The 23,739-nt window shown below is 50.7% G+C and carries 17 protein-coding genes; 10 read left to right on the top strand and 7 right to left on the bottom strand.

Annotation, left to right across the window (positions count from 1 at the left end):
• Nucleotides 1-643: 643 nt before the first annotated feature.
• The 4 genes from BLU47_RS10730 to BLU47_RS10715 all read right to left on the bottom strand — a co-directional run bounded on the left by BLU47_RS10730 (nucleotide 644) and on the right by BLU47_RS10715 (nucleotide 2,289).
• A complete protein-coding gene (locus tag BLU47_RS10730) occupies nucleotides 644-853 on the bottom strand; it encodes a hypothetical protein (protein WP_091962344.1) in 210 nt (69 codons plus the stop codon).
• The gene (locus BLU47_RS10725) at nucleotides 850-1,326 is read right to left on the bottom strand and encodes a DUF3990 domain-containing protein (RefSeq protein ID WP_091962407.1); all 477 of its coding nucleotides are present in this window, start codon (nucleotides 1,324-1,326) and stop codon (nucleotides 850-852) included. The genes BLU47_RS10730 and BLU47_RS10725 overlap by 4 nt, the downstream gene beginning before the upstream one ends.
• Complete coding sequence (locus BLU47_RS10720) at nucleotides 1,326-1,544, bottom strand: DUF3791 domain-containing protein (protein ID WP_091962341.1); 219 nt, start codon at nucleotides 1,542-1,544, stop codon at nucleotides 1,326-1,328. The genes BLU47_RS10725 and BLU47_RS10720 overlap by 1 nt, the downstream gene beginning before the upstream one ends.
• Nucleotides 1,545-1,650: 106 nt before the next feature.
• Nucleotides 1,651-2,289 carry an HU family DNA-binding protein gene (locus BLU47_RS10715; RefSeq protein WP_091962339.1) on the bottom strand — a complete coding sequence of 213 codons (639 nt, stop codon included), beginning with the start codon at nucleotides 2,287-2,289 and terminating at the stop codon, nucleotides 1,651-1,653.
• Between the two features lie 311 nt (nucleotides 2,290-2,600).
• On the opposite strand from BLU47_RS10715, the gene BLU47_RS10710 reads away from it, so the two are divergent.
• The 10 genes from BLU47_RS10710 to BLU47_RS10665 all read left to right on the top strand — a co-directional run bounded on the left by BLU47_RS10710 (nucleotide 2,601) and on the right by BLU47_RS10665 (nucleotide 20,939).
• Nucleotides 2,601-4,424 (top strand): L-fucose isomerase, encoded by a 1,824-nt coding sequence (locus tag BLU47_RS10710; protein WP_091962336.1) that lies wholly within the window; start codon nucleotides 2,601-2,603, stop codon nucleotides 4,422-4,424.
• A 223-nt stretch (nucleotides 4,425-4,647) separates the two neighbouring features.
• Nucleotides 4,648-5,868: a hypothetical protein gene (locus BLU47_RS10705; protein ID WP_091962333.1), complete on the top strand. Its 1,221-nt coding sequence runs from the start codon at nucleotides 4,648-4,650 to the stop codon at nucleotides 5,866-5,868.
• Nucleotides 5,865-7,544, top strand: a complete 1,680-nt coding sequence (locus BLU47_RS10700) for an MG2 domain-containing protein (RefSeq protein WP_091962330.1) — start codon at nucleotides 5,865-5,867, stop codon at nucleotides 7,542-7,544. Before BLU47_RS10705 ends, BLU47_RS10700 begins: the two co-directional genes overlap by 4 nt.
• Before the next feature lie 71 nt (nucleotides 7,545-7,615).
• Nucleotides 7,616-10,039: a glycoside hydrolase family 95 protein gene (locus BLU47_RS10695; RefSeq protein ID WP_091962327.1), complete on the top strand. Its 2,424-nt coding sequence runs from the start codon at nucleotides 7,616-7,618 to the stop codon at nucleotides 10,037-10,039.
• A 108-nt stretch (nucleotides 10,040-10,147) separates the two neighbouring features.
• Nucleotides 10,148-12,148 (top strand): alpha-L-arabinofuranosidase C-terminal domain-containing protein, encoded by a 2,001-nt coding sequence (locus BLU47_RS10690; RefSeq protein WP_091962324.1) that lies wholly within the window; start codon nucleotides 10,148-10,150, stop codon nucleotides 12,146-12,148.
• Between the two features lie 86 nt (nucleotides 12,149-12,234).
• On the top strand, nucleotides 12,235-13,692 hold the full coding sequence (locus BLU47_RS10685) for a glycoside hydrolase family 140 protein (RefSeq protein ID WP_091962321.1): 1,458 nt from the start codon (nucleotides 12,235-12,237) through the stop codon (nucleotides 13,690-13,692).
• 33 nt (nucleotides 13,693-13,725) lie between these two features.
• Nucleotides 13,726-17,580: a family 78 glycoside hydrolase catalytic domain gene (locus tag BLU47_RS10680; RefSeq protein ID WP_091962319.1), complete on the top strand. Its 3,855-nt coding sequence runs from the start codon at nucleotides 13,726-13,728 to the stop codon at nucleotides 17,578-17,580.
• A gap of 156 nt (nucleotides 17,581-17,736) precedes the next feature.
• On the top strand, nucleotides 17,737-18,294 hold the full coding sequence (locus tag BLU47_RS10675; RefSeq protein ID WP_091962316.1) for an RNA polymerase sigma factor: 558 nt from the start codon (nucleotides 17,737-17,739) through the stop codon (nucleotides 18,292-18,294).
• A gap of 88 nt (nucleotides 18,295-18,382) precedes the next feature.
• Entirely contained in the window at nucleotides 18,383-18,952 is a 570-nt protein-coding gene (locus BLU47_RS10670) for a hypothetical protein (RefSeq protein ID WP_143025544.1), read from the top strand.
• The gene (locus BLU47_RS10665; protein WP_176780548.1) at nucleotides 18,939-20,939 is read left to right on the top strand and encodes a TlpA disulfide reductase family protein; all 2,001 of its coding nucleotides are present in this window, start codon (nucleotides 18,939-18,941) and stop codon (nucleotides 20,937-20,939) included. The genes BLU47_RS10670 and BLU47_RS10665 overlap by 14 nt, the downstream gene beginning before the upstream one ends.
• Nucleotides 20,940-21,000: 61 nt before the next feature.
• On the opposite strand, the gene BLU47_RS10660 is transcribed toward BLU47_RS10665, so the two are convergent.
• The 3 genes from BLU47_RS10660 to BLU47_RS10650 are packed head-to-tail and all read right to left on the bottom strand — an operon-like array spanning nucleotide 21,001 to nucleotide 23,228.
• Entirely contained in the window at nucleotides 21,001-22,299 is a 1,299-nt protein-coding gene (locus tag BLU47_RS10660; protein WP_091962307.1) for an alpha/beta hydrolase, read from the bottom strand.
• Nucleotides 22,296-22,589 carry a winged helix-turn-helix domain-containing protein gene (locus BLU47_RS10655; RefSeq protein WP_091962303.1) on the bottom strand — a complete coding sequence of 98 codons (294 nt, stop codon included), beginning with the start codon at nucleotides 22,587-22,589 and terminating at the stop codon, nucleotides 22,296-22,298. Before BLU47_RS10655 ends, BLU47_RS10660 begins: the two co-directional genes overlap by 4 nt.
• Before the next feature lie 12 nt (nucleotides 22,590-22,601).
• Nucleotides 22,602-23,228, bottom strand: coding sequence for a hypothetical protein (locus tag BLU47_RS10650; protein WP_091962300.1), 627 nt, complete (start codon nucleotides 23,226-23,228; stop codon nucleotides 22,602-22,604).
• Between the last annotated feature and the right edge of the window lie 511 nt (nucleotides 23,229-23,739).

Genomic DNA, 23,739 nt, shown 5'->3' with positions numbered 1-23,739 from the left:
GCCCAGTCACCAAGACGGACTTACCACATTATTTTTTTCTTTCCTAATCGCATTCATAAACCTTGTTATTAGCATTGTTCTGTTCTTTTTGAATAAAGAACGTTGGAGTATCGTGTTCTTCATCAATTCGTTTCTGATGTTCTTCGCAGTCAACTTCGCCGCTTGCCAATCTTCGTGTATCCACTGGAAAAGTGAACATATAGACTATGCATTCGAAGCAAACGATAGCTCTATTTCGCTGACAATCAATAAGAACGACTCGACATTCGGTATGTATTATAAGGGTGAACACTATTCTCAAACGTATTGTTGGGGCGTATATAGAAAGGAGTCACATAATGTCTATATCTTGGATGTGGACACCACCCATTATAGGGCAGTACCCATTAACCGATTTGTCATAAAGAATGGTTATATTGAAGGGTATGGAAATAGGGAACTGCTTCTCAAGTCCCGAATAAGAAAAAGAATAATGTGGTGACTTTCACTTTTATCACCTCCTGACCCAGACCTTGTGGGAACCGGCACCTTTAGCCTTGATGCCTGAATGGGAATCGAGGACGAGCTTGGCAAGTTTCCTCGAGGCTGTGCAGTAAGCTATATAACTGCGAAACACTTCTTTTATTACAAACCTCTTATGTTATCAAAGATAAGACAAAACGTAGCGGGGTGATTGGAAGAAAAGCCCAGTGGAGGCATCAGATAGTTTTTCGTAGATGGGTGAGGTATAAACACGGTCAATTGCTTCTTCCAACGAGTATCCTTGCTCCTCTGTCAATATCTGAATCATACGGGCAGTCACCTGATCCTTCAGATACTTAAACTCCTGTGGTGTCACGTTGGGTTGTGTCATATCTTCGTCAATTTAGCAATAGCGCGTTCTGTTCCAAAATAATATTGGAACGTTACCCCTTTCATATATTTCAGATTCTCAAGAAACTGATCGAAAGTGATATCACCAGCCTCATACTTGCCAATTTGTACACCTACACGATCATTGGCAATCGGCCCATATACGATATCATAGTCGTGTACAGGAATAGTGGTTTTGTTGTTGCGATTTAAGAAGATGAAGTCAGCCCAATCACGAGTATATCCCTTAAATGTGAGGACTCGCAACTCGCCAGAGGTAAGCTCCTGTTCGTTGAAGAGGTAAGTGTTCATAACAGGGGACCCACCTTCTGTCAAAGCCTTAAACTCTCCCATGCGCCATGCTTGCTGACGATCAGCAGAAAGATAGAAACCTCGTCCGAAATCTTTATTGGGACGAGATTTCAAGAGATCAATATGCTCGATATCGACAGTTGAACCATGATAAAGTTTAATCATAAATTGCCTCCTTTCCGCTGACAATAGGAAGCCATACTTTGAACCATATCATCGAACGATTGAGTATGCATCACGTCGTAGAAGTCGTGAGCCACTTTAATGGCTCCATAACGGTTTAGGTAACGATATGCCTCAACTTCTGTCATCGAATAATGACTGGCAAAGGCTGCTATAAGCGCTACGATATACTCTGAGATGTCCTTGATACTAAACATAAAAAATATGTATTACGTTGCAAATATACAAAGAAATTTCGAATGATTGCAACTTTCCTGCTTCTTTTTTGTAAATGATGGTTGAAATCACCCTAGAGAAGTGAAATCACCTACTAACCCAGACCTTGTGGGAACCGGCGCCTTTCGCCTTGATGCCAGAATGGGGATCGAGGACGAGCTTGGCGAGTTCCCTCGAGGCTGTGCTATAGCTGAGGCCGTTGAGGTTGGCGTATTCCTGCAGGGTGATGAAACCGTGCTTGCTGATATGGTTCAGGGCACGTTGCATACGCTCTTCGAGGGAGTACGGAGAGGGAGAGGTGGGGTTGCCGGTTGTGCGTTCGAAGGTGTTCTCCTGGTTGATGTCGTCAACCAACTTTTTGTCCACTTTGAAGTTGACACCCTTGACCCTCACATGATGGTATTTCTTCTTGGACGCGAGCACTTGCGTAGCCTGTGGATTCGTGCTATCCGCCTCGTTGTCAACAAATTCCAGCGACAGCGAGAACACACCGAGGTTGTCAATTTTCATGGTGTGTCCCATAGGCAGATACGACTTCATGACAACAGTCAGCGTGTCGAGCACACCACGAACGGTAGCCTGACTGAAGGCTGGCGAATAGGCGTGGATTAGCTCAACCACCTTGTTGTAGTCGAACTCCGTATAGACCTGCATCTTGGGGAATGCCTTTCCCTCACTTCCGTTGCCCATACCTGTTGGCATTTCCTTGATTACATAATTTGCCATACTACTAATCTTTATTTCTTTTTACGTCTTGCAATCTATATTGCACGTCCTGCAATGTACGTTTCACGTCTTGCAATTTGCGTTTCACGACCTGCAATTAAACTTTTCTGCAAAGATACGGAAAATTTGTGAAAGGCACAACTTTTTATACCATTAATTCATCAGAAAAAGCGAATAAGAGCAAAGCGGTGCAAAGTTGCACATTACAATCCATAAAAGATTTGCCCTCTCATGATTGTTACCAATGTATTTTGGTGACAATCACGAGAGGTGTTCGTCTTAATATAAAACAACTAAAATATACTGAGACAATGAAAACAAACTATCCGAAAATTGGTATCCGCCCAACGATTGACGGTCGTCAGGGTGGCATTCGCGAAGGTCTTGAGGAAAAGACCATGAATCTGGCTAAGGCAGTCAAGAACCTGATTGAGAGCAACCTGAAGAACGGTGACGGAAGTCCCGTGGAGTGTGTCATTTCCAACACCACCATCGGTCGTGTGGGTGAAAGTGCCGCCTGTGCTGAGCAGTTCGAGCGCGAGGGTGTGGGAAGTACCATCACCGTTACGTCGTGCTGGTGTTACGGCTCGGAGACGATGGACATGAACCCCACCTATCCGAAGGCCGTCTGGGGCTTCAACGGAACGGAGCGCCCAGGTGCCGTCTATCTGGCTGCCGTGCTGGCTGCCCACGCCCAGAAGGGTCTGCCTGCCTACGGCATCTATGGTCACGATGTGCAGGACCTGAACGACAACACCATTCCTGAGGATGTAGCCGAGAAAATACTGCGCTTTGCACGTGCTGCCCAGGCGGTGGCCACCATGCGTGGCAAGAGCTATCTGTCGTTGGGCAACACCTGTATGGGTATCGCCGGAAGTATCGTGAATGCCGACTTCCTCCAGCAGTACCTGGGTATGCGCACGGAGTATGTGTCGCTGGTGGAGATTCTGCGTCGTGTCGATTTCGGCATCTACGACAAGCAGGAGTTCGAGAAGGCCATGCAATGGATAGAGAAATACTGCAAGCCCCAGGAGGGCCACGACTATAACGAGGACCGTCCGCTGTTCCCTGGCGTGCCTATGACCACCTTCAACGGCAAGGGCAAGGGCAAGAACCGTCAGGAGAAGGACGAAGACTGGGAGTTCACCGTGAAGTGCATGATGATCATCCGCGACCTGATGCAGGGAAGCGACAAGCTGCTGGAGATGGGCTACAAGGAAGAGGCCATCGGACACAACGCCATTGCTGCCGGTGTACAGGGTCAGCGTCAATGGACGGACTACAAGCCTAACTTCGACTTCCCTGAGTCGATGATGTGTACCTCGTTCGACTGGAACGGTCCGCGTGAGGCTTACACGCTGGCTACGGAGAACGACTTCCTGAACGGTATGTCAATGCTGTTCGGACACCTGTTGACGAACAAGGGCGTCATGTTCTCGGACATCCGCACCTACTGGAGTCCGGAGGCTGTTGAGCGCGTGGCTGGCAAGAAGCCCGAAGGTCAGGCTGCAGGCGGTTTCATCCACCTGATCAATAGCGGTGCTACGACATTAGATGCCACAGGTGCTATGACGGACAAGGACGGCAAGCCTACCATCAAGAACTTCTGGGAGATGAAGCAAGAGGACGTAGAGGCTTGTCTGAAGGCTACCTCGTGGATGCCTGCCGACCGCGACTACTTCCGTGGTGGTGGCTATTCGAGCCACTTCGTCACCAAGGGTGGTATGCCGATGACCATGTTGCGTCTGAACCTCGTACAGGGTCTGGGTCCTGTGCTGCAACTGGCTGAGGGATGGACTGTAGAGCTCGATCCCAAGACGCACGACATCCTGGACAAACGTACCGATCCCACATGGCCTACCACATGGTTTGCACCACGCCTGGATCCCACGAAGGATGCCTTCAAGGACGTCTATTCCGTCATGAACAACTGGGGAGCCAACCACGGAGCCATCTGCTACGGACACGTTGGTGCCGACCTCATCACACTGTGTGCTATGTTGCGCATTCCTGTTTGTATGCATAACATTGCTGATAAGGACATCTTCCGTCCTTCGTGCTGGAATGCCTTCGGAATGGACAAGGAGGGTGCCGACTATCGTGCCTGCGCCAACTTTGGACCGATATACAAATAAATGAGAAATGAGAAATGAGAAATGAGAAGTGAAAATGAAAAATGAAGAAATGAAAACGAACGATATGAAGCCAAAAAGAATAGCGAACAAAAGGTGGAAGGTGTTGATAGGGGCATTTCTCATTGGTCATTCCCCATTTCTCACTTCTCATTCCTCATTTCTCATTTGCGGAGCACAGGCGCAGACATACGAGACGCGTTTCGAGCGTAGCGTGACGGACTTGATGAACGATGTCGCCAAGCGCTTTGGCGTGAAGTTCAAGTTCGACAAGAACGTGGATACCGTAGGCAAGAAGATGCCCTACGCCGACTTCCGTGTGCGCCCCTACTCGCTCGAAATGACACTCGACAACATCTGCAAATACTACGACTGGAACTGGTGGAAGCAGAGTGGCAACACGTATAAAATCAAGCTCTACGAGTATCCGCGTCGTCATGAGGCAGAGGGTAAGATGATGCTCGACTGGCTCTCATCCTTATATCATAATAAGGAGCAATGGGAGGCTCGTCGTGACACCCTGCGCCGTGAGGTGCGCCAACGTCTGGAACTGGACAAGTTCCTAGACTCGTGTGTGGTGACCAAGGACAAGAAGGGCAATCTGGTGCGTCCCGTCATCCTCTCGAAGATTCGCAAGCACGATGGCTATACCACGCAGAACATCTGTATCGAGCTGACACCTGGACAACACCTCTTTGGCACCATCTATGCTTCCTTGAAGAAGGGCAAGCACGCACTGATAGTCTGTCCCGACGGACACTGGCCCTACCGCTATCGCAAGGACGAGCAGCAACGACTGGGCACCCTCGCTCGCATGGGTGCCGTCTGCGTAGACTTCGACCTCTACGGATGGGGAGAGAGTGAGAAAGAAGTAGGCGACCATCATAGTAGTCGCGCTCACGTCTATCAGGCAGCCTGTGGCTACATTCTCCTGGACTGGATGCTGAAGAACCGCAAGGACATCGACACGGAGCGTGTAGGTGTGATGGGTGGCTCTGGTGGTGGTACTCATACCGTGATGCTCTCGCTGTTGGACGAGCGCGTCACTGCCTCAGCCCCTGTGGTTCATCTGGCCTCCCACTTCGATGGTGGCTGTCCGTGCGAGAGTGGTATGCCCGTCCAACTGTCAGCAGGCGGTACCTGCGAGCCAGAACTGGCAGCTGTCATAGCGCCCAAACCCATGCTCGTCGTGAGCGACGGAGGCGACTGGACTTCCAGTGTTCCCACGTTGGAGTTCCCCTATCTGCAACGCATCTACGGATTCTACGGAGCGCAGGACAAGGTGCGCAATGTCCACCTGCCCAACGAGCGCCACGACTTCCGTGAGAACAAGCGCAATGCCGTTTATGACTTCTTCATCGACGTCTTCGGTCTAGACCGCTCGATGCTCGATGAAAGCAAGATAGAAATTGAATCGGAAGAAACGCTGAAATCGCTGTATAAATGAGGCTAAAACTCATTGTCCTTCTGCTCTTCTCATTAGGTGCGTCTTATGCTCAGGAGCGAATCTGTATCCAGACAGACAAGCCCTACTATGCACCAGGCGACACCGTATGGCTACGTGCCCATCTGATGGAAGCCGACACGAATATCCCCTTCAGTCGCTCACGTTTCGTTTATGTCGAGCTATACGACCAGCAGTCCGACACGCTGATGCAACGCATGATGATTCGAGGCGACAAGGACGGTGTGTTTGCCAACAGGATATTGTTGCCTAAGTCTTTGAAAGGCGGTGTCTATACCTTGGTGGCCTACACCCAATGGATGCGCAACTTCCCCGCAGAACAATTTTGTTACCAACCCCTCACGGTGGTGGGTGGGCAACGTGCCAGAGGGCATCGCATAGCCAACAAGGTGCTTGCACACATGGATGCGAAGGTAACCGTCAGAGGGAATGCCGCTACAGACAGAAAACCCATCAAGCTCGACTTTGACATCCACGACAAAGAGGGACAACCACTGCAAGGAATCTATGCTTTGTCCGTGACAGACTACGATGTAGTGAAGCCTGACAGTCTGTTTGGTGACATCCGCCAGAACCTGCTGCGCCAACATCTGAGTTATCAGCCCGACACCCTGCACAAAATCATCTATCCTTATCAGGAGATGCAGTTCATCACAGGACGCATCAAGGGTACTTGGAAGAAACGCCTCAAGAACCCACACCTGCTGGTTGTCAACGCAAAAACGGGAGAACAATGGGAGTTCGAGTTAGGCGACAGCACTAATTTTTCGTTGGGCGTGGACAACCCTGAGGGAACCACCTTCCTGTTGCAAGGCACGCGGAACAGCGGAAAGACAGCTTTTGTGGAGTTACAGATAGACTCGCTGACCTTTCCCAAGGTAGCCCTGCCCCACTACTCCTTAACGGAGAGCCCAGACCTGAGTACTTTCCGCACACAAGCCCAAACACAACAGATGTACTCACGAGCAGGATATATCGAACTGCCTGAGGTGACGAAGATAGGCAAAAAGCAGAAACCCCTCAGAAGAAACTTCATGAACATGGAGGCTCCACGAGGATTCCAAGAGGGAGATCCTCGCATTGAGCGTGCCGTTACCATGCAGCAATTGCTCATCAATCTGGGCATGAGAGTGGCTTATACCAACAATGGCGAACCCTACATTACGACACCAGACAATGCCGGTGTCCTACCCTATGTGGACAACTTCAGGGAAGAAGATCATAGCTTTGTCCTGAACCTCTTGCCAACAGATGTCAAGTCCATAGAGTATTTCACGCCCAACAATGCCATCAACGGACTCTTTGCAGCAAGACCTGCCAACCACGGCAAGGTGCCTGGTGTACTGTTTATCTTCCTGAAAGACGGCTCTGAGATTGCCAGTTCAAGAGCCAAAGACAGCCCTTCCTTTGTCAGCGTGCGTCAGTTGGGCTATCGTCCTGCCGTGGAGTTCTACTCTCCACAATATAAAAGCACAAAGAGCGATGTGCGTACAGACCATCGCACGACGCTCTACTGGAATCCGAAGGTGGAGACAGACGAGAAGGGACATGCCAGTATCAAGTTCTATGCCAGCGACATCTCCAAACGCTACCTCGTCACTTTGGAAGGTGTGAGCAACGACGGAACTATCGTTCACCATCAGCAAATCATCGAATAACCCTAAGAGACTGACGACAATTAAATCATCTGGCAGTCTTTATTTTAAAACAAGACAAACATAACTGAATTATGAAACGACTGACACTAACCGTATTTCTCATTTCGTATTTCTCATTCCTCATTTGTGCTGTTGCACAACAGCACAGACTGTGGTATAACCAGCCTGCAATGACGTGGACGCAGGCCTTGCCCATCGGCAATGGTGTGATGGGTGGTATGGTGTTTGGAACACCCGCCGTGGAGCACATTCAAATCAATGAGGAAACCATCTGGGCTGGTCAGCCCAACAACGTGTTGAACCCCAACGCGAAGGAAGCGCTGCCTGAAGTGCGCCGCCTCATCTTCGAAGGGAAATACAAGGAGGCACAGGAATTGGCCAATGCCAAAGTGATGCCCAATGCAGCAGGCAAGAACATGGGTATGCCGTTCCAACCCTTTGGCGACCTGTATATCGCGATGCCTGGACATGCTGACTATCGGAACTACGAGCGCTGGCTGGACTTGGATGACGCCAAGAGCATCGTGAAATACGAAGTGGATGGTGTGAAATACAAACGCGAGACTATTGCACCATTGGGTGGTCACGAGGTTATTGCTATCCACCTGACTGCCAGCGAGAAAGGCAAGATCACTTTCACCGCCAACATGACCAGCCCCCACGAGAATGTACTTGTTAATATGGATGGAAACGAAGCCACCTTGTTGGGCGTGTCCTCCAAGCATGAAGGACTGAAAGGCAAGGTGCGCTTCATGGGTCGCATGGCTGTACAGACAAAGGGTGGCAAAGTGAACGGCTCGAATGGAAACATCAGCGTGGTGGGTGCCGACGAGGCAACCCTCTACCTCGCCGTAGGCACTAATGTCAAGAGTTACAAGGACATCACGGGCGACGAGGAGGCACAATCACGGGAGCGGCTGCAAGGGGCTATGGCGATGGGCTACGAGGCGTTGAAAGACCTGCACGAGAAGACCTACCATAAATACTACGACCGCGTGAAACTCAACTTGGGTGACGATGCCTATGCCAAAGTGCCTATGAACAAACGTATCGAGCAGTTTAGTGTGGTCAGCGATTCCGTCGCTGACAGGCATCTCGTAGCCACCTATTTCCAGTTTGGACGCTACCTGTTGATCTCTTCGTCACAACCCGGCAACATGAACCCCGCCAACCTGCAAGGCATCTGGAACGACAAGATGTTCCCCTCATGGGACTCGAAATACACCACAAACATCAACTTGGAGATGAACTACTGGCCCTCTGAAGTCACGAACCTGACGGAGATGAACGAGCCATTGTTCAAACTCATCCGCGAGATTTACGAGCAAGGTAAGGAAACGGCCCGCGACATGTATGGCGCGGAGGGTTGGGTGCTACACCACAATACCGACCAATGGCGCATCACCGGTCCTGTAGATCGGGCGCAGACTGGTTTGTGGCCTGTAGGTGCAGCCTGGCTCTGTCGCCACCTGTGGGAGCACTACCTCTACACGGGCGACAAGGATTTCCTGCGCCAGTACTATCCCATCATGCTCGATGCTGCCCGCTTCTTTACGCAGACATTGGTGAAACATCCTACGAAAGGTTGGCTGGTCGTCTGTCCCGGCGAATCACCCGAACATGGCGGAAAAGGGCGCCCCACCCCTTTGGATGCTGGTGTGACGATGGATAACCAGATCGTAACAGAACTCTATACCAACGTTCTCGAGGCTGCTAAGATTCTAGACCATCTAGATCATCTAGACAATCTAGACCATCTAGATATCCTAGACACTGTCAGAACCCAACTAAACCAGTTGCCTCCCATGCAGATTGGACGTTGGGGACAGCTGCAGGAATGGCTCGACGACTTGGACGATCCCAAGGACGATCATCGCCATTTCTCTCATCTCTACGGACTGTATCCCTCCTATCAGATATCCCCCTTCCGCACACCCAACCTATGGAATGCTGCACGCAAGTCGTTGGAGGCACGCGGAGATGTCAGCACAGGATGGAGCATGGGTTGGAAAGTGTGCTCATGGGCCCGTCTGTTGGATGGCGAACATGCCTATAAACTCATCAAAGACCAGCTGACGCTGACGGCCGACACCTTCCTGATCTTTGGAACAGTCAAGCAGCGCGGAGGCACCTATCCCAATATGTTCGATGCTCACCCACCCTTCCAGATTGACGGAAACTTCGGATGTACTGCCGGTATTGCAGAGATGCTCATGCAGAGTTACGACGGCTTTATCTATCTGTTGCCTGCCTTGCCCAAGGTATGGAAATACGGCAATGTGAAAGGACTCATGGCCCGTGGCGGCTTTGAAATCGACATCGAATGGAAAGGCGGCCAGTTGACAAAGGCGGTCATTCGCTCGCGAAATGGCGGCAACTGCATGATTCGCTGTCTTACACCCTTGAAGGGAAAAGGACTGAAAAAGGGCAAGGAAACCGCTGTCTACTCTTTGTCAACTAAAGCCGGCTGCGAGTACACACTTTACAAAAAGTAGCAAAAACTTCATTATTTGTTGCATTCTGGAACGGATTCTTCGTCCGTTCCAGTCTTTTTTATTATTTTTGCAACCACAATTTCAGTCTAACCTAATTTAATTAAGAATATGAAACGTATTACGATTACTGCCTGTTTGATGGCAGCCACCTTGGGACTCAACGCCCAGAAGCCGATGAACGCCCCTAAAGGCGGCAAGGCTATTAGTGACGAACTCATCGGTATCTTCTTCGAGGACATCAGCTCGAGTGCCGATGGTGGTCTCTATGCCGAACTGATACAGAACGGTTCGTTCGAATACAGTCCTGCCGAACGCGACGGCTGGGGAGCCGGCACAGCCTGGAAGCAGATTCGTCCCGGTCACTCTCTGGGAACCCTCGAGGTGCGCAAGGACAATTCCATTCACCCCAACAACCCAACCTATCTGCGTCTCTATGCTGAGCGCGTGAAGGAATATTACGACTATACCGGGTGGAAAGGCTTCGGCATCGAGAACGAGGGATTCAAAGGCATCTCCGTCAAGGCTGGTGCCAAGTACAACTTCTCCGCTTTCTTCCGCAACACGGGTGTTGCCAAGCAGGTTCGCATCGTTCTGGGCATTCCGCAGGGATGGGGCAAGGATCCCAAACTACTGGCAGAAGCTACCATTACTGCCGACAGCAAGGACTGGAAGAAATACGAGGCTGTGCTGACCGCCCAGGAGGACTGCAAGAATGCCGTCCTGCAAATCCTTGTATTGAACACCGGTGTGCTGGACATCGACATGGTATCGCTCATGCCACAGGACACCTACAAGGGACATGGTCTGCGCAAAGATCTTGCTCAGGCGCTGGCTGACCTGCAACCTAAGTTCATGCGTTTCCCTGGTGGCTGTGTCGTTCATGGTGGTGGCGACGGATTCTGGGACACCTATCGCTGGAAGACCACTATCGGTCCGAAGGAGCAGCGCCGCGGTTTGAAGAATACGTGGGGCTACCACCAGTCTATGGGACTGGGATACTATGAATACTTCCAATTCTGCGAAGACCTGAACATGGAACCGCTGCCCATCCTGCCTTGTGGGGTATCCTGTCAGGGCACCAATGGTGGCTGGGGCATGAAGAACCAGGCCCAGGATGTTGTTCCCATGTCTGAGATGGACGAATGGGTACAGGATGCCCTCGACCTGATAGAATGGGCTAACGGCGACGCCAGCACCAAATGGGGCCGTGTTCGTGCAGAGGCTGGTCATCCCAAGCCTTTCAGTCTGAAGTATCTGGGCATCGGTAACGAGGAGCGCATCTCTCCGGAGTTCTGCGAGCGCTTCCGTTATATGTACAAGAAGATTATGGAGAAGTATCCCAACATCATTATTGTTGGTACCGCCGGTCCTGGCTCACACCCTGGCAACCCAGACTTGGAGAATGGTTGGAAGCTGGCCGAGGAATTGGGCATGCCTATCATCGACGAACACTACTACGAGAAACGTGACTACTTCCTCAGCAGTCGTCAGTACGACAAATATCCGCGCAACCGCAAAACCAAAGTTTATCTGGGTGAGTATGCTGCCAAGGACAAGAAGCTCATCGATGCGCTAGCTGAGGGACTCTACCTGCTGCACGTCGAGCGCAATGCCGACATTGTCTGCATGACCTCCTACGCACCGCTCTTCGCTAAGAAGGATGCCACCAACTGGAATCCCGACATGATTTATTTCGACAACGAGCGTCCATACCTCACCTGCAGCTACTATGTACAGCAGCTGTTCGGACAGTCTAGCGGTCAGTATTACTATGGTGACTGCGTGAAGTTCGAGGACGACAAGGCCGGCGTAGAACAGCCACAGGCTGACGTCCATTACGGACAGAGCGTCATCCTAAACGTGAAGACGCGCAAGCTCTATGTCAAGTTAGTCAACGCTACCGACAAGGAGAAAGAGGTGGACATCAACCTGAGCCGCTTCCCCATCAAGAAGCGCTGTGTGAAGACCGTTCTCTCTGGCAAGGCTGACGACGAGAACAACTACGAGGCACAGCCTATCGCTCCCAAGAAGGAGACCATAAAGGCCGAGAAGAAATTCGACATGGACCTGGAGCCCTACTCTATGGTCATGCTCGAATACCAGTTATAAGTTTCCTATCAACCGCCTAACCATTAAAGGGCTGATGACAAATCAATACGTCATCAGTCCTTTTTATATAATATAAAGGACAGACTATGAAGAAACTTCTGATGATATTGAGCCTTGCGCTGCTGACGGTGTCGGCACAGGCAGGCAAGCCGTGGGATAACGGCAAGTTGCGTGTTTCGGATAACCAGCGTTATCTGCAGTTTGAAAACGGACAGCCCTTCTTCTGGCTGGGCGAGACTGGCTGGTTGTTGCCTGAACGTCTTGACCGTGCTGAGGCAGAATGGTATTTGCAAAGCTGTGCGAAAGCCGGCTATAATGTCGTACAGGTGCAAACCATCGACGGTGTTCCCGCCTATAACATCTACGGACAAATGTCTAACATCGACGGATGGAATTTCAAGAACATCAACCAGAAGGGGGTCTACGGCTATTGGGACCACATGGATTACATCATCGACCGCGCTGCCGACCACGGCATCTACATCGGCATGGTGTGCATCTGGGGCGGACTGGTAAAGGACGGCAAGCTCTCCGTCGAGGATGCCAAGAAGTACGGCACCTTCCTCGCCAATCGCTATAAGAACAAGCCCAACATCATCTGGTTCATGGGTGGCGACATCCAGGGCAACATCAAGCCTGAGGTATGGGAAGCACTCGCCACCACTATTAAGTCGATAGACAAAAACCACCTGATGACCTATCATCCTCGTGGACGCTACACCTCTGCCAAATGGTGGAGCAAAGCCAAATGGATGGACTTTCATACTTTCCAGAGTGGACACCGTCGCTATGGACAGCGCATGGGCAATGCCGACTACCCCATTCCCGACAATACCGAGGAGGACAACTGGATGTATGTCGACTCGACATGGAAGTACAACCCCATCAAGCCTGTATTGGATGCTGAGCCTAGTTATGAGGATATCCCCGTGGGATTGCACGATCCTAACGAGGCTCGCTGGCAGGACTATGACGTGCGCCGCTATGCCTACTGGAGTGTCTTTGCTGGTTCGTGCGGGCACACCTACGGACATAATGCCATCATGCAGATGCTGAAGCCGGGCTATCCCACGAGTTATGGTGATGCCGGCGACGTGAAGACCTGGTACCAGGCACTCCACGATCCGGGTTTCCGTCAGATGCAGTACCTGAAGCGCCTCATCCTCTCGTTCCCTTACTTCGAGCGTGTCGCCGACCAAAGCATCATCAAGGACAATGGTGCCCAATACAATCGGCTCATAGCCACTCGTGGCAACGATTACCTGCTGGTCTACAACTACAACGGCAATGCCATGAAGCTCGACCTTACCAAGATTTCGGGCAGCAAGAAGAATGTCTGGTGGATGACGGCATCCACGGGCAAGCTGAAATACCTCGGTGAGTTCGACTCCAAGGTGCTCACCTTCCGTTACCATCCGCAGTCCGCCCGCATCGAGGATGGTGTGCTTATCGCCATCGACAGCACCAAGGACTATCTAACCAAAGAGCAGACGGAGCTTTCCCCTGATGGTTACAAGGCCAAGGAACGCGACCTGAACGAGTAGTAAAGACCACACAGACTTACATAGATTTTACGAATGAAAAGACTCCTTATCATCCTGCTGGCGCTGATGCCCATCATAGGCTTCGCCAGGAAGAAAGTGGCCAAATCCGACGTCGTCGTCAGCGGGCTACGTGTTGAGAACATGAAGCAGCCGCTCGGCATCGACACCGACAAGCCCCGCTTCTCGTGGATGCTCTTGTCTGACAAGCAGGATGTCAGCCAGACCGCCTACCAGCTCATCGTCTCCGACGACAATGGTGAGCTGTGGAACTCCGGACGCGTGGAGAGCGACCAACAACTATGGGTGCCCTATGGTGGCAGTAAACTGTCCAGCAACACGCATGGCACTTGGAAGGTCAAGGTGTGGACGACGGTGGGCGAGTCTCCGTGGAGCGAACCACAGTCGTTCAGCATCGGACTGCTGGGCGAGGCGAAATGGCGCGGCTACTGGATAGGACTGGAGCGTCTGATGCCGGGCGAGGAACGTGGCTTCCACTCGCGCATGGCAGCCCGTTATTTGCGCAAGGAGTTTAAGTTGGATGCCAAGAAGGTCAAAAGGGCTACAGCCTATGTGGCAGGCATCGGTCTCCATGAGTTCTACGTCAACGGTCAGCGCATGGGCGACGGTGTACTGCAACCCGTAGCTTCCGACTACCGCAAGACCATTTATTATAATACCTACGACATCACCGAGGCGCTCACCAAGGAATCGGTTTGCCTCGGCATCGTTCTGGGCAACGGCCGACTGTTCCCCATGCAGCAGCACAAGCCTTATAAGATTCACACCTTCGGCTATCCCAAGTGTCGCATCAACGTCATCGTGGAATATGCCGACGGCACCACCCAGCGCCTGCAGACCGACGACAAAGGATGGAAAGTGACGGCTGACGGTCCTATCCGTGCCAACAACGAATACGACGGCGAGGAATATGATGCCCGCCATGAGATGAAAGGCTGGAGCGAGGTGGGCTTCGACGACTCCAAATGGCTGAAGGCTGAGCGCACCGACATCCCGCAGGCCTGGCTGCGCGCCCAGATGACGGAAGGCATGAAGGTACTGCAGCAACTCAAGCCTGTCACCGTCGACCGCAACATCGTCAACACCGGACAGAACATCGCCGGATGGCTGAAGGTCAGGATGCGCGGTAAGAAGGGCGATACCATCCGCATCGTCTATGCTGAGAAGCTGAACGCTGACGGCACACTCTATCGGGAAAACCTGCGCAATGCACGGACTACCGACATCTATGTCTGCAACGGCGACGAGGGCAAGAGCGGACGCTGGTGGACACCGACCTTCGTCTATCATGGTTTCCAATATGCTGAGGTCATCGGGCTGAAACATGCCACCGCTGCCGACTTCATAGCTGAGGTGGTGGCTGACGAGATGCTTTCCACAGGCAACTTCGAGAGTGCCGACCCGCTGCTCAACAAGATCATGAAGAATGCTTGGTGGGGACTTGTAGACAACTACAAAGGCATGCCGCTCGACTGCCCTCAGCGCGACGAGCGCCAGCCCTGGCTGGGCGACCGAACCATGGGTTCGCTGGGCGAGAGTTTTCTGTTCAACAACGAGCGACTATACACCAAGTGGATGCGGGACATCTGCGAGGCACAGCGCACCGACGGCTGCATACCCGATGTGGCACCGGCCTTCTGGAACTACTACTCGGATGACGTCACGTGGGCAGCTGCCCTACCCTTCGGCTGCGACATGCTGTGGCGGCAGTTCGGCAATCGCCAGCCTATCGACGACTGCTATCCCTACATCAAGAAGTGGGTCAACCATATCATCGACGAATACAGCCGCGACGGCATCGTCCACTGCGGCAAGTACGGCGACTGGTGCGTGCCACCTGAGAAACTGGAGCTCATCCACTCGCAGGACCCTGCCCGCAAGACTGACATATCGCTCATCTCCACAGCCTATATCATCCGCACCATGCAACTTATGGAGCAGTGGGGCTGCGAGGCTGACCACTGGCGCCCACTCCGCCAACAGATGACGGAGGCCTTCAACCGCGAGTTCCTCACCGTCAAGCGCGGCACCTCACAGGCTCCGGGTCATGTGCTCTATCCTGACTCCGTGTTCTATGGCAACAACACCGCCACCGCCAACTTGCTAGCGCTCTCGTTCGGCATTGTGCCGGAGGAATACCGTGCCGAGGTGACTAAGAATGTGGTGGAGAACATCATCATCAAGAACAATGCCCACGTGCCCTGTGGCGTCATCGGCATCTCATGGCTGCTGCGCGGACTGTCCGACAACGGCTTCAGCGACGTCGCTTACATGATTGCCACCCAGCACAGTTATCCTTCATGGGGCTATATGGCAGAGAATGGTGCCACCACCATTTGGGAGCTTTGGAACGGCGACAAGGCATCGCCGAGGATGAACAGCGGCAACCATGTCATGTTGTTGGGCGACTTGGTCACTTGGTGTTACCAATACCTCGGTGGCATCCGTCAGACGGGCAATGCCTATAAGCATATCGTGCTCAAACCCGACTTCTCCATCCAGGACTGTCCTTGGGCTAATGTCAAGTACGACAGTCCCTACGGAACGATTATCAGTAGTTGGAAGAAGACCTTGCAAAATGTGGAATGGGATGTACAGATTCCATGCAACACCACAGCAGACATCTGTCTGCCCGATGGCATCATCAGGACTGTTGGCTCAGGTAAATACCATTTCTCGTGTGAGATCCCGACCAGTTCGCCTGCCATCTTAAAGGATGAGTTCCTCTATGAGCAGGCCTCCTTCCCCCAGTGTCATGCTGCCACCATCGTCGAGACCAGGAAGGGCGACCTCGTGGCTACCTATTTCGGCGGCAAGCACGAGCGCAACCCCGATGTCTGCATCTGGGTAAGCATCAAGAAGAAAGGCACCAACGAATGGAGCAAGCCCATCCTTGCCGCCGACGGTGTCTTCACCTTAGGCACGAAGAATGCCGAAATCGCAGGCATCAACGCTGAGAGCACTCCTGCTTCCGAAGGCCCTGTGCACAAAGGCACCGCCTCTGCTAACCAGAGACGAAAAGCCTGCTGGAACCCCGTTATCACGGAGATGCCCAACGGCGAGCTGTGGCTGTTCTTCAAAGTGGGTCTGAAAGTATCCGATTGGACAGGATGGCTCTGCAAGTCGAAAGATGGCGGACGTACTTGGAGCGACAAGGAGCCGTTGCCCAAAGGATTCCTCGGACCAATCAAGAACAAGCCCGAAATCATTAATGGTCGCCTGCTCTGTCCGTCCAGCACGGAGGACAATGGGTGGAAATTCCACATGGAAATCTACGACATTGCCAAAAAGGAATGGAAATATGTAGGTCCCGTCAAGGCTGAACTGGCTATGCGCACCGAGGACATGAAAGCCGCCGGTGCCAAGAGCGACAAGGAGGACATCGAAGCTCCTGATGCCGGAGGTGTGGCTACGAAAGACGGTCGCCACCCTATTGACTGTATCCAGCCTTCCATCCTCAAGCTGAAGGACGGTCGTCTGCAAGTGCTCATGCGCACCCGTAACGGCAAGATTGGCACATCCTTCTCCTCCGACAATGGTGACACCTGGACTAACGTGACACTTCTGGATGTTCCCAACAACCAGTCGGGTACCGACGCCGTCACCCTGCAGGACGGCCGTCATGTGCTCATCTACAACGACTTCGCCTCGCTGCCTGGCACCAAGAAGGGTGTTCGCACACCGCTCTCCATTGCCGTCAGCGACGACGGCATCCACTGGCGTCACGCCCTGACCTTGGAGGACTCGCCCATCAGCCAGTACTCCTACCCCAGCATCATCCAGGGCAAGGACGGCAAACTGCATGCCATCTATACCTGGCGACGATTGCGTGTGGCCTACAAAGAAATCGATCCTGCTCAGCTACCATAGCTGAGCAGTTTTTTTCTACAGTTTGTCATTAGCATCAATTCCTTGAGCCGCCAAACGTCTTTTTCTTGTGAAAAAATGTAGATAGATTTGACTTGAGGGTTTCTCCATCGTATATATTTTAGAAGGTTTAACTCGACGAAGTGAACAAAGAATAAAATGGAGCAGATAGACAACGAAATACTCACACGATGTCAGCGCGGCGACAAGACCGCGTTCAAATGGGTGGTAAAAAGATATCAGCAAATGCTGTTTTCGTTGTCGCTAAAAATGTTGGGCGATGAAGAAGAGGCAAAGGATGTGGTGCAGGAAACTTTTATACGAGTATGGCAAAACCTCAGAAACTATGACCCAAAGAGGTCGTTCACTACCTGGCTCTACACGATAGCAACAAGACAATGTCTCGATCGAATGAAAGCCACCAAGTTAGTCTGTCCGATGCCTGATGACGAGCGTGTCCTACATTGTTTTGCCTCTGACAACGACAGTCAACGAACGTTGGAGAATAGCGAATGGATATCTATTGTCACGCTGTTGGCTGAAGGGCTGAGCGAGAAGCAACGGCTTGTGTTCACACTCTGCCAACTGGAAGGGCTTTCCTCGCAGGAAGCAGAACAGATAACTGGAATGGATGCCCGACAAGTGAAAAGCAATCTCTATGTGGCTCGCCAGACTATACGTAAACGACTAAAAGACTTAGGATATGAAGAAGATTGACGACATACTCAATAGTTTACAGCAACAAAAGCCCGTCATCAGCGACCCTGATGAACTGACGAACCGCATCATCGACAGCCTGCCAGACTTGGATTGCCCAAAGGCCAAGCCTGCTAAGCGGGTCCGGATTTACATAGCCACTGTCGTCGCCATCGCTGCCTGCATCATGCTGCTTGTCATGCTGACGACGAATATGGATACCAGAGAAAATGAAAAGCCGATAGCACAGAACGATTTAGTCCGACGGGAGCGGACTCCAAGTCCGACGGGAGCGGACTCCAAGTCCGACGGGAGCGGACTGAACACGGACAGTAAAGCAGATACAGCTGACTTTAGTGGAGAGCTGTCAGCCAAAGAGGCAAAATACAAGGCTAATAGAACAGACATAAAATTAGTTGTACGGCATCATCAAACTGTGAGGTTAGAGGATGCAGCCGCGACAGCTGACAGCCTCGACTACTATATCAACAAGATAGAACGCGAACTGGCCCTGGTGGAGGACAGCCTTTATATAGAGCGCATTCATAAATTGATGCATGCTGATGAGCGACTGCAGCGCATTGTCAACAACTACATCCTGAATGAGTTGCATAAAGATGTCCAGTCCCACGAGGCCGCAATTATGAACCCTGTAATAAATAATGATGATGAAGAATAGAACGATTGTTATGGTGATATTCCTGATACTGGCTGTGTCAGTCCAGGCTCAGGTGAGCGATGCCGTTCGTAATATCCATGATAAGCTGCAGGCTTTCGTTGCCTCCGGCGAGTATAACGTTGACAAAGGACGGGTCGTCAACAGCGACGAAGTTTCGGGCAGTAAGACTATTGCCTACAGTTTCAGTATGGTATTTGGCATGGACAGCGATAATTCGACTGTCCTGTTTCCGCACTTGAAAGAACTGGAACAGACCTTGCGTAGTGAAGCGATGCATGCCAAGGAAATCTACATGCATGACGCAAAAGAAGGAGATCCATTGATACCTGGCATACAATGGTCATTAGGGAATACCAATGGTTACGTAAGCGGAATGTATGTATTTGGAAAGAAACAGAACATCCGGCTACTGTCCTTCGACATGACAAACGGCTATCGCTATGCCCTTCTTTTGTTGTGGGAACAGCAGATAAAGCAGGACAAGCAGATAGGCAATACATGGCTGATGAATGGTACCATCTTTGAGATTCATGCCAAGAAGCTCGGGCACATGCCTTTTATCCGGCCTTATTCTGAGCGAAAGGAGCAGGAACTGACAGCCACTATCAAGTATGCTCCAGATTCATCATCCCCTCAGACATACGAGGAATTGCTGGCCAAGGTCAGGCAAACCTGTCAAATATACCAGCGTGAGACAACAGAAGGAAAGACGGCTGCCGTAGTTATTCTTCACAAGATGTGTGACGGCTATCCCAACACCCTGACCCGTGAACAGTACAACGCGCTGATTAACATCCTTCATCCTTTCACCGAGTCTGCCGTCGGACAGAAACACAAGGAAATGTTTGGCTATACCTGCTATACGCTCTACAAGAAGAGCGAGCACTATCAGGATGAGGGCGGCGAAGTGAAGAGTCGGCCTGCCATGATCGTGTCATCCTCTGTGACCACCTCACAACTAAAGAAACTTGTAACCCACAATGGACTGGTGGTGAATGAATCGTCAGACCTGCAACTGGTTAACTGTCAGATTAGTGGCACAGCCCCTGACGATGCCGACAGCATCAGTGTCCGTCGTAGTGTGTCGCATTCTGAGGTGTTTGGAAAATTTCCTGTTAAAAACGGTCGCTTCTCTTTTACTTGTCAGTTGCCTAAAGATGAGGTATGCTACCTCTTGCTTGACAATCGTTCTATGACCTACTTTTGGGTCGATGGCCAACCCGTCACGGCAGACCTGAAACATGGTTCCGTCAAAAGTTCAAAAGCATCGCAACTGCGCAACAACTTCGTGAATGAGACGGAAGCAGAACGAATGCGTATGCTAAAAATAAAGGACCGTGCAGAATTGGATACTGCCATCAACAGACAATGTGAGCGCTATCGACAAGTCATCTTCTCTGGCAAAGACGACCTGCTGAGAACTTACGCCCTCTACAAGTTTTATTCTGAACTGACCTACGACGAGTTGAAGCCCTTTGTAAGCAACAAATTCCGTCACGCCAACCATCTGCTGATGGCTCCTGTCAAAGAATACGTGGCAGGTTTGGAGAAACGTCTTCCTGGAAAGCATTATGAGAACGTGCTGCTTGTGGACACACTGGGTAACTATCATGAACTGAAAGAGTATGTAGGCAAAGGATATGTAGTGCTACACTTCTGGGAGAGTTGGCACCGCGACCAGTTCGACATTCTGCCACAGTTGCACAAACTCTATGAGAAGTATCACAAGACAAAAAATGTCGAAATCATCAGTCTGGCTACTGATGCCATCAATAACCCTAACAGCAAGTGGACTGAGCGTTTGAAAGAGGAGCAACTCCCCTGGCCACAACTGGCTACGAAAGCGGCTTGGAATTTATATGGCATCTGCTCGTGGCCAGAGACAATAGTCATTGGTCCTGATGGTATCATCATAGCCAGTCCTCGGAACGTCGAAGAACTCGAAAATGTTCTTGAGACATTAAACCCAAATCGGTCATTAGACTGATTTGGGTTAAAGGAGCTGCGCCGTCTGGCAGACAACTTATTAGCCTCTTATCAAGCTCTTGCTATTTAAACATCTTCAGCCATGTAGTGATGATTTCAAGGGCTTCTGGCGCAAAAGTTTCTTCGATATCCTTATATTCGCTCGGATCGCCTGTGTTGCAGTGTTGGAACATGTGATTGAGTCCTTCTATGGCTTTGATTTCTTTCTGACCAGCCAACCTGTCCATAAGAGCATTCAAGTTTTCTTCGCTGTTCACTTGACGGTCTTTTGTTCCGTTCAGCGCCAGCACAGGACAGGTTATTTTTCCCAGACGGTCGGTCAAGTCCAGTGCAAGGAAATAGCGCATATAGGGTGTACTGCTCTGTACTTTTGCTATTTGTAGGTTTTTCTCCAATTCTGTAGGTAGGCCGTGGTTGGTCGTTTCAGGATTCCTGCCAGCTTTCAGATCGTCGAACAGGCTTTCGAGTGCCGTACAATAGCGGTCTATCACATCTCGCGAGTATCCAGTCTTTTGAAGTGTCCATCGGTTTTGTTCCAACAGTGTTTTCTCAAACGAAACGACACCTCCAGCCAGACTCACCACGAAGTCCACTTTACCCTCGGCTGCCAACATCAGTCCGATGGTGCCCCCTTCGCTATGCCCAAGTATGCCCACACGGTTAAACTGTTTACGCAAGAGTTCCACTCCTGCCAAAGCATCGTTTTTGAGGTCTTCTGTGGTGACATTCACGAGGTCGCCCTTTGATTCGCCGAAGCCACGGTCGTCATAACGAAGCATAGCGAAGCCCTGCCGCGCCAGAGCGTCAGCAATCACAGCAAACGGCTTGTGTTCAAAGACTTCCTCATCCCTGTTTTGCAGGCCGCTGCCTGTCACCATCAACAGTACCGGGGTTTGACTGGAAACATTTTCTGGTGTGACCAGCGTACCTTGCAATACGGCATCGCCGTTTCTGAAATTCACCTCTTGCGCTTGATACGGATAGGGAGGCGTTGGGGTCTGCGGACGGTTACGTTTCACTGAGCCTGGTTTGAGAGTCAGCGGGAACGACTGCCCGTGTTGTTTGAACGTACCCATAACGGAATCGCCTATATTGACACCCTCATAATTGGCATTGATAGACGGAACAGCGACTTTGATGCCCATTGCCGTGCGTTCCAACTGGGCAGGAATACCCTTTGCGCCTTGGTCAGGCGAGTCTATCGTACATTTCTCACCATCAAAATGGAACACAAGTGGAATTTCATTTCCATACACACTCAGCTTTCCCGTCCAATCGCCTTTTATGTCACAGACTTGTGCTTTTGTTACGATAGCTATGAAGCCAATCAATAAAAATAGAATGATAAATCTTGTCTTCATGTCTTTTTTACATTAAGATAACCTTTCAGAGCTTTAACATATTCCTCAAAAGCTTTCAGTCCTGTAGGTGTGATACGGCAGAGGGTACAGGGTTTCTTGCCCTTAAAAGTCTTCTCCACCTCAATGTAGCCCGCTGCCGAGAGTTTGTCTATCTGCACACTCAAGTTGCCCGCCGTGGCTCCCGTCTGCTCCTTGATGTACGGGAACTCGGCTTCTTCAGTGTTGATGAGCAGCGACATCACGGCTAGTCGCAACTCGGAGTGAAGCAGGGGGTCTAATGGCTTGAACATGTTCGTACCTCCTTATTTCTGGTTTTGCAAGAGAATCGTTATGCCTGGCACAATCAGACCAATCAAGGCGACAATAGCCATCACATAGAGTTGTGTATGACCAGAGAAATGCAAAGCACCGAAAAATCCGCCGATACCCGCGATAAGACCGCATACCTGAATGATGCGGTTTCGGATGACAAGTCCCATGATGGTCGTACCCATTCCAAAACACAAGGAGATGACGCTTGTAATGCAGCCAAATGCATACACTTTGGGCAAAATCAGTTCCATTGGTAACACACCGCAACCGATAAAACCGAATATCATGCCTATACCACAGCAGAATATGCCAAATGTTGACCACACATAACTGACGATTTTCCCCACAAAGGTTGTAGGTACGCTCTCCCTTCGCTTGTCAATCATCCAATTGCCTGCATATCCTATCAACCATAATACAGCCCAAAGCATATTCCACACTGGCCCACCATGATTCTTCCACAGGTATGCGATAAAAAGCGAAAACACGACAACACAGCCTCCCCACCAGATAAGCGGCAGAGCCGAATTCTTGTTGATGGTTCGCTGACTGCGCTCTATTGATTCTCTAATTATCTCCAGACTGCGCTCAGCAGTCAGATTGTTATCTACTTCCATTGTTGTTTCATTTTAAAAGTTGTTCTACGTTTGTTTTAATACTCTCTGGCCTCGTTCGTGCTCCTGCAGAAAGCCCGAATTTAGCCTATTGTGTCCGGTTCACGCTGCAAAGATAAAGAAGTTTATAATATAAACCAAATTATTTCGCAAATATTTTTTCGTTAAGACACAAATTTAACATTTCTTTAAAGATATTACCCATGTAACACTAGCTTTACAATAACGCCCCCAAACAACTCCAATGGAACTCTAAGAAGGCTCATAAAGAAAGTATGTTTAGGGCATAAGTAAAACTACCTCAGCCCCAATTCACCTAAATATTAACGCCTATCTTTGTTCGTTTAATGTACGTCTGATATCCGTTTGTTGTCCGTTATATAATCGGACAACAAACGAACAACAATCGAACAACAAACGGACAACAAGTGTAGATGAAGTAAGGAAAGGACTTGGATGGAGTGTAGGAGGACATGAGTTGAATAGGAGAGTAATTAGAGAGTAATTAGCACCT

Origin of the sequence: Prevotella sp. tc2-28, assembly GCF_900107705.1 — a bacterium.
GTDB lineage: Bacteria > Bacteroidota > Bacteroidia > Bacteroidales > Bacteroidaceae > Prevotella.
This window is presented reverse-complemented; position numbering and strand designations above follow the sequence as displayed.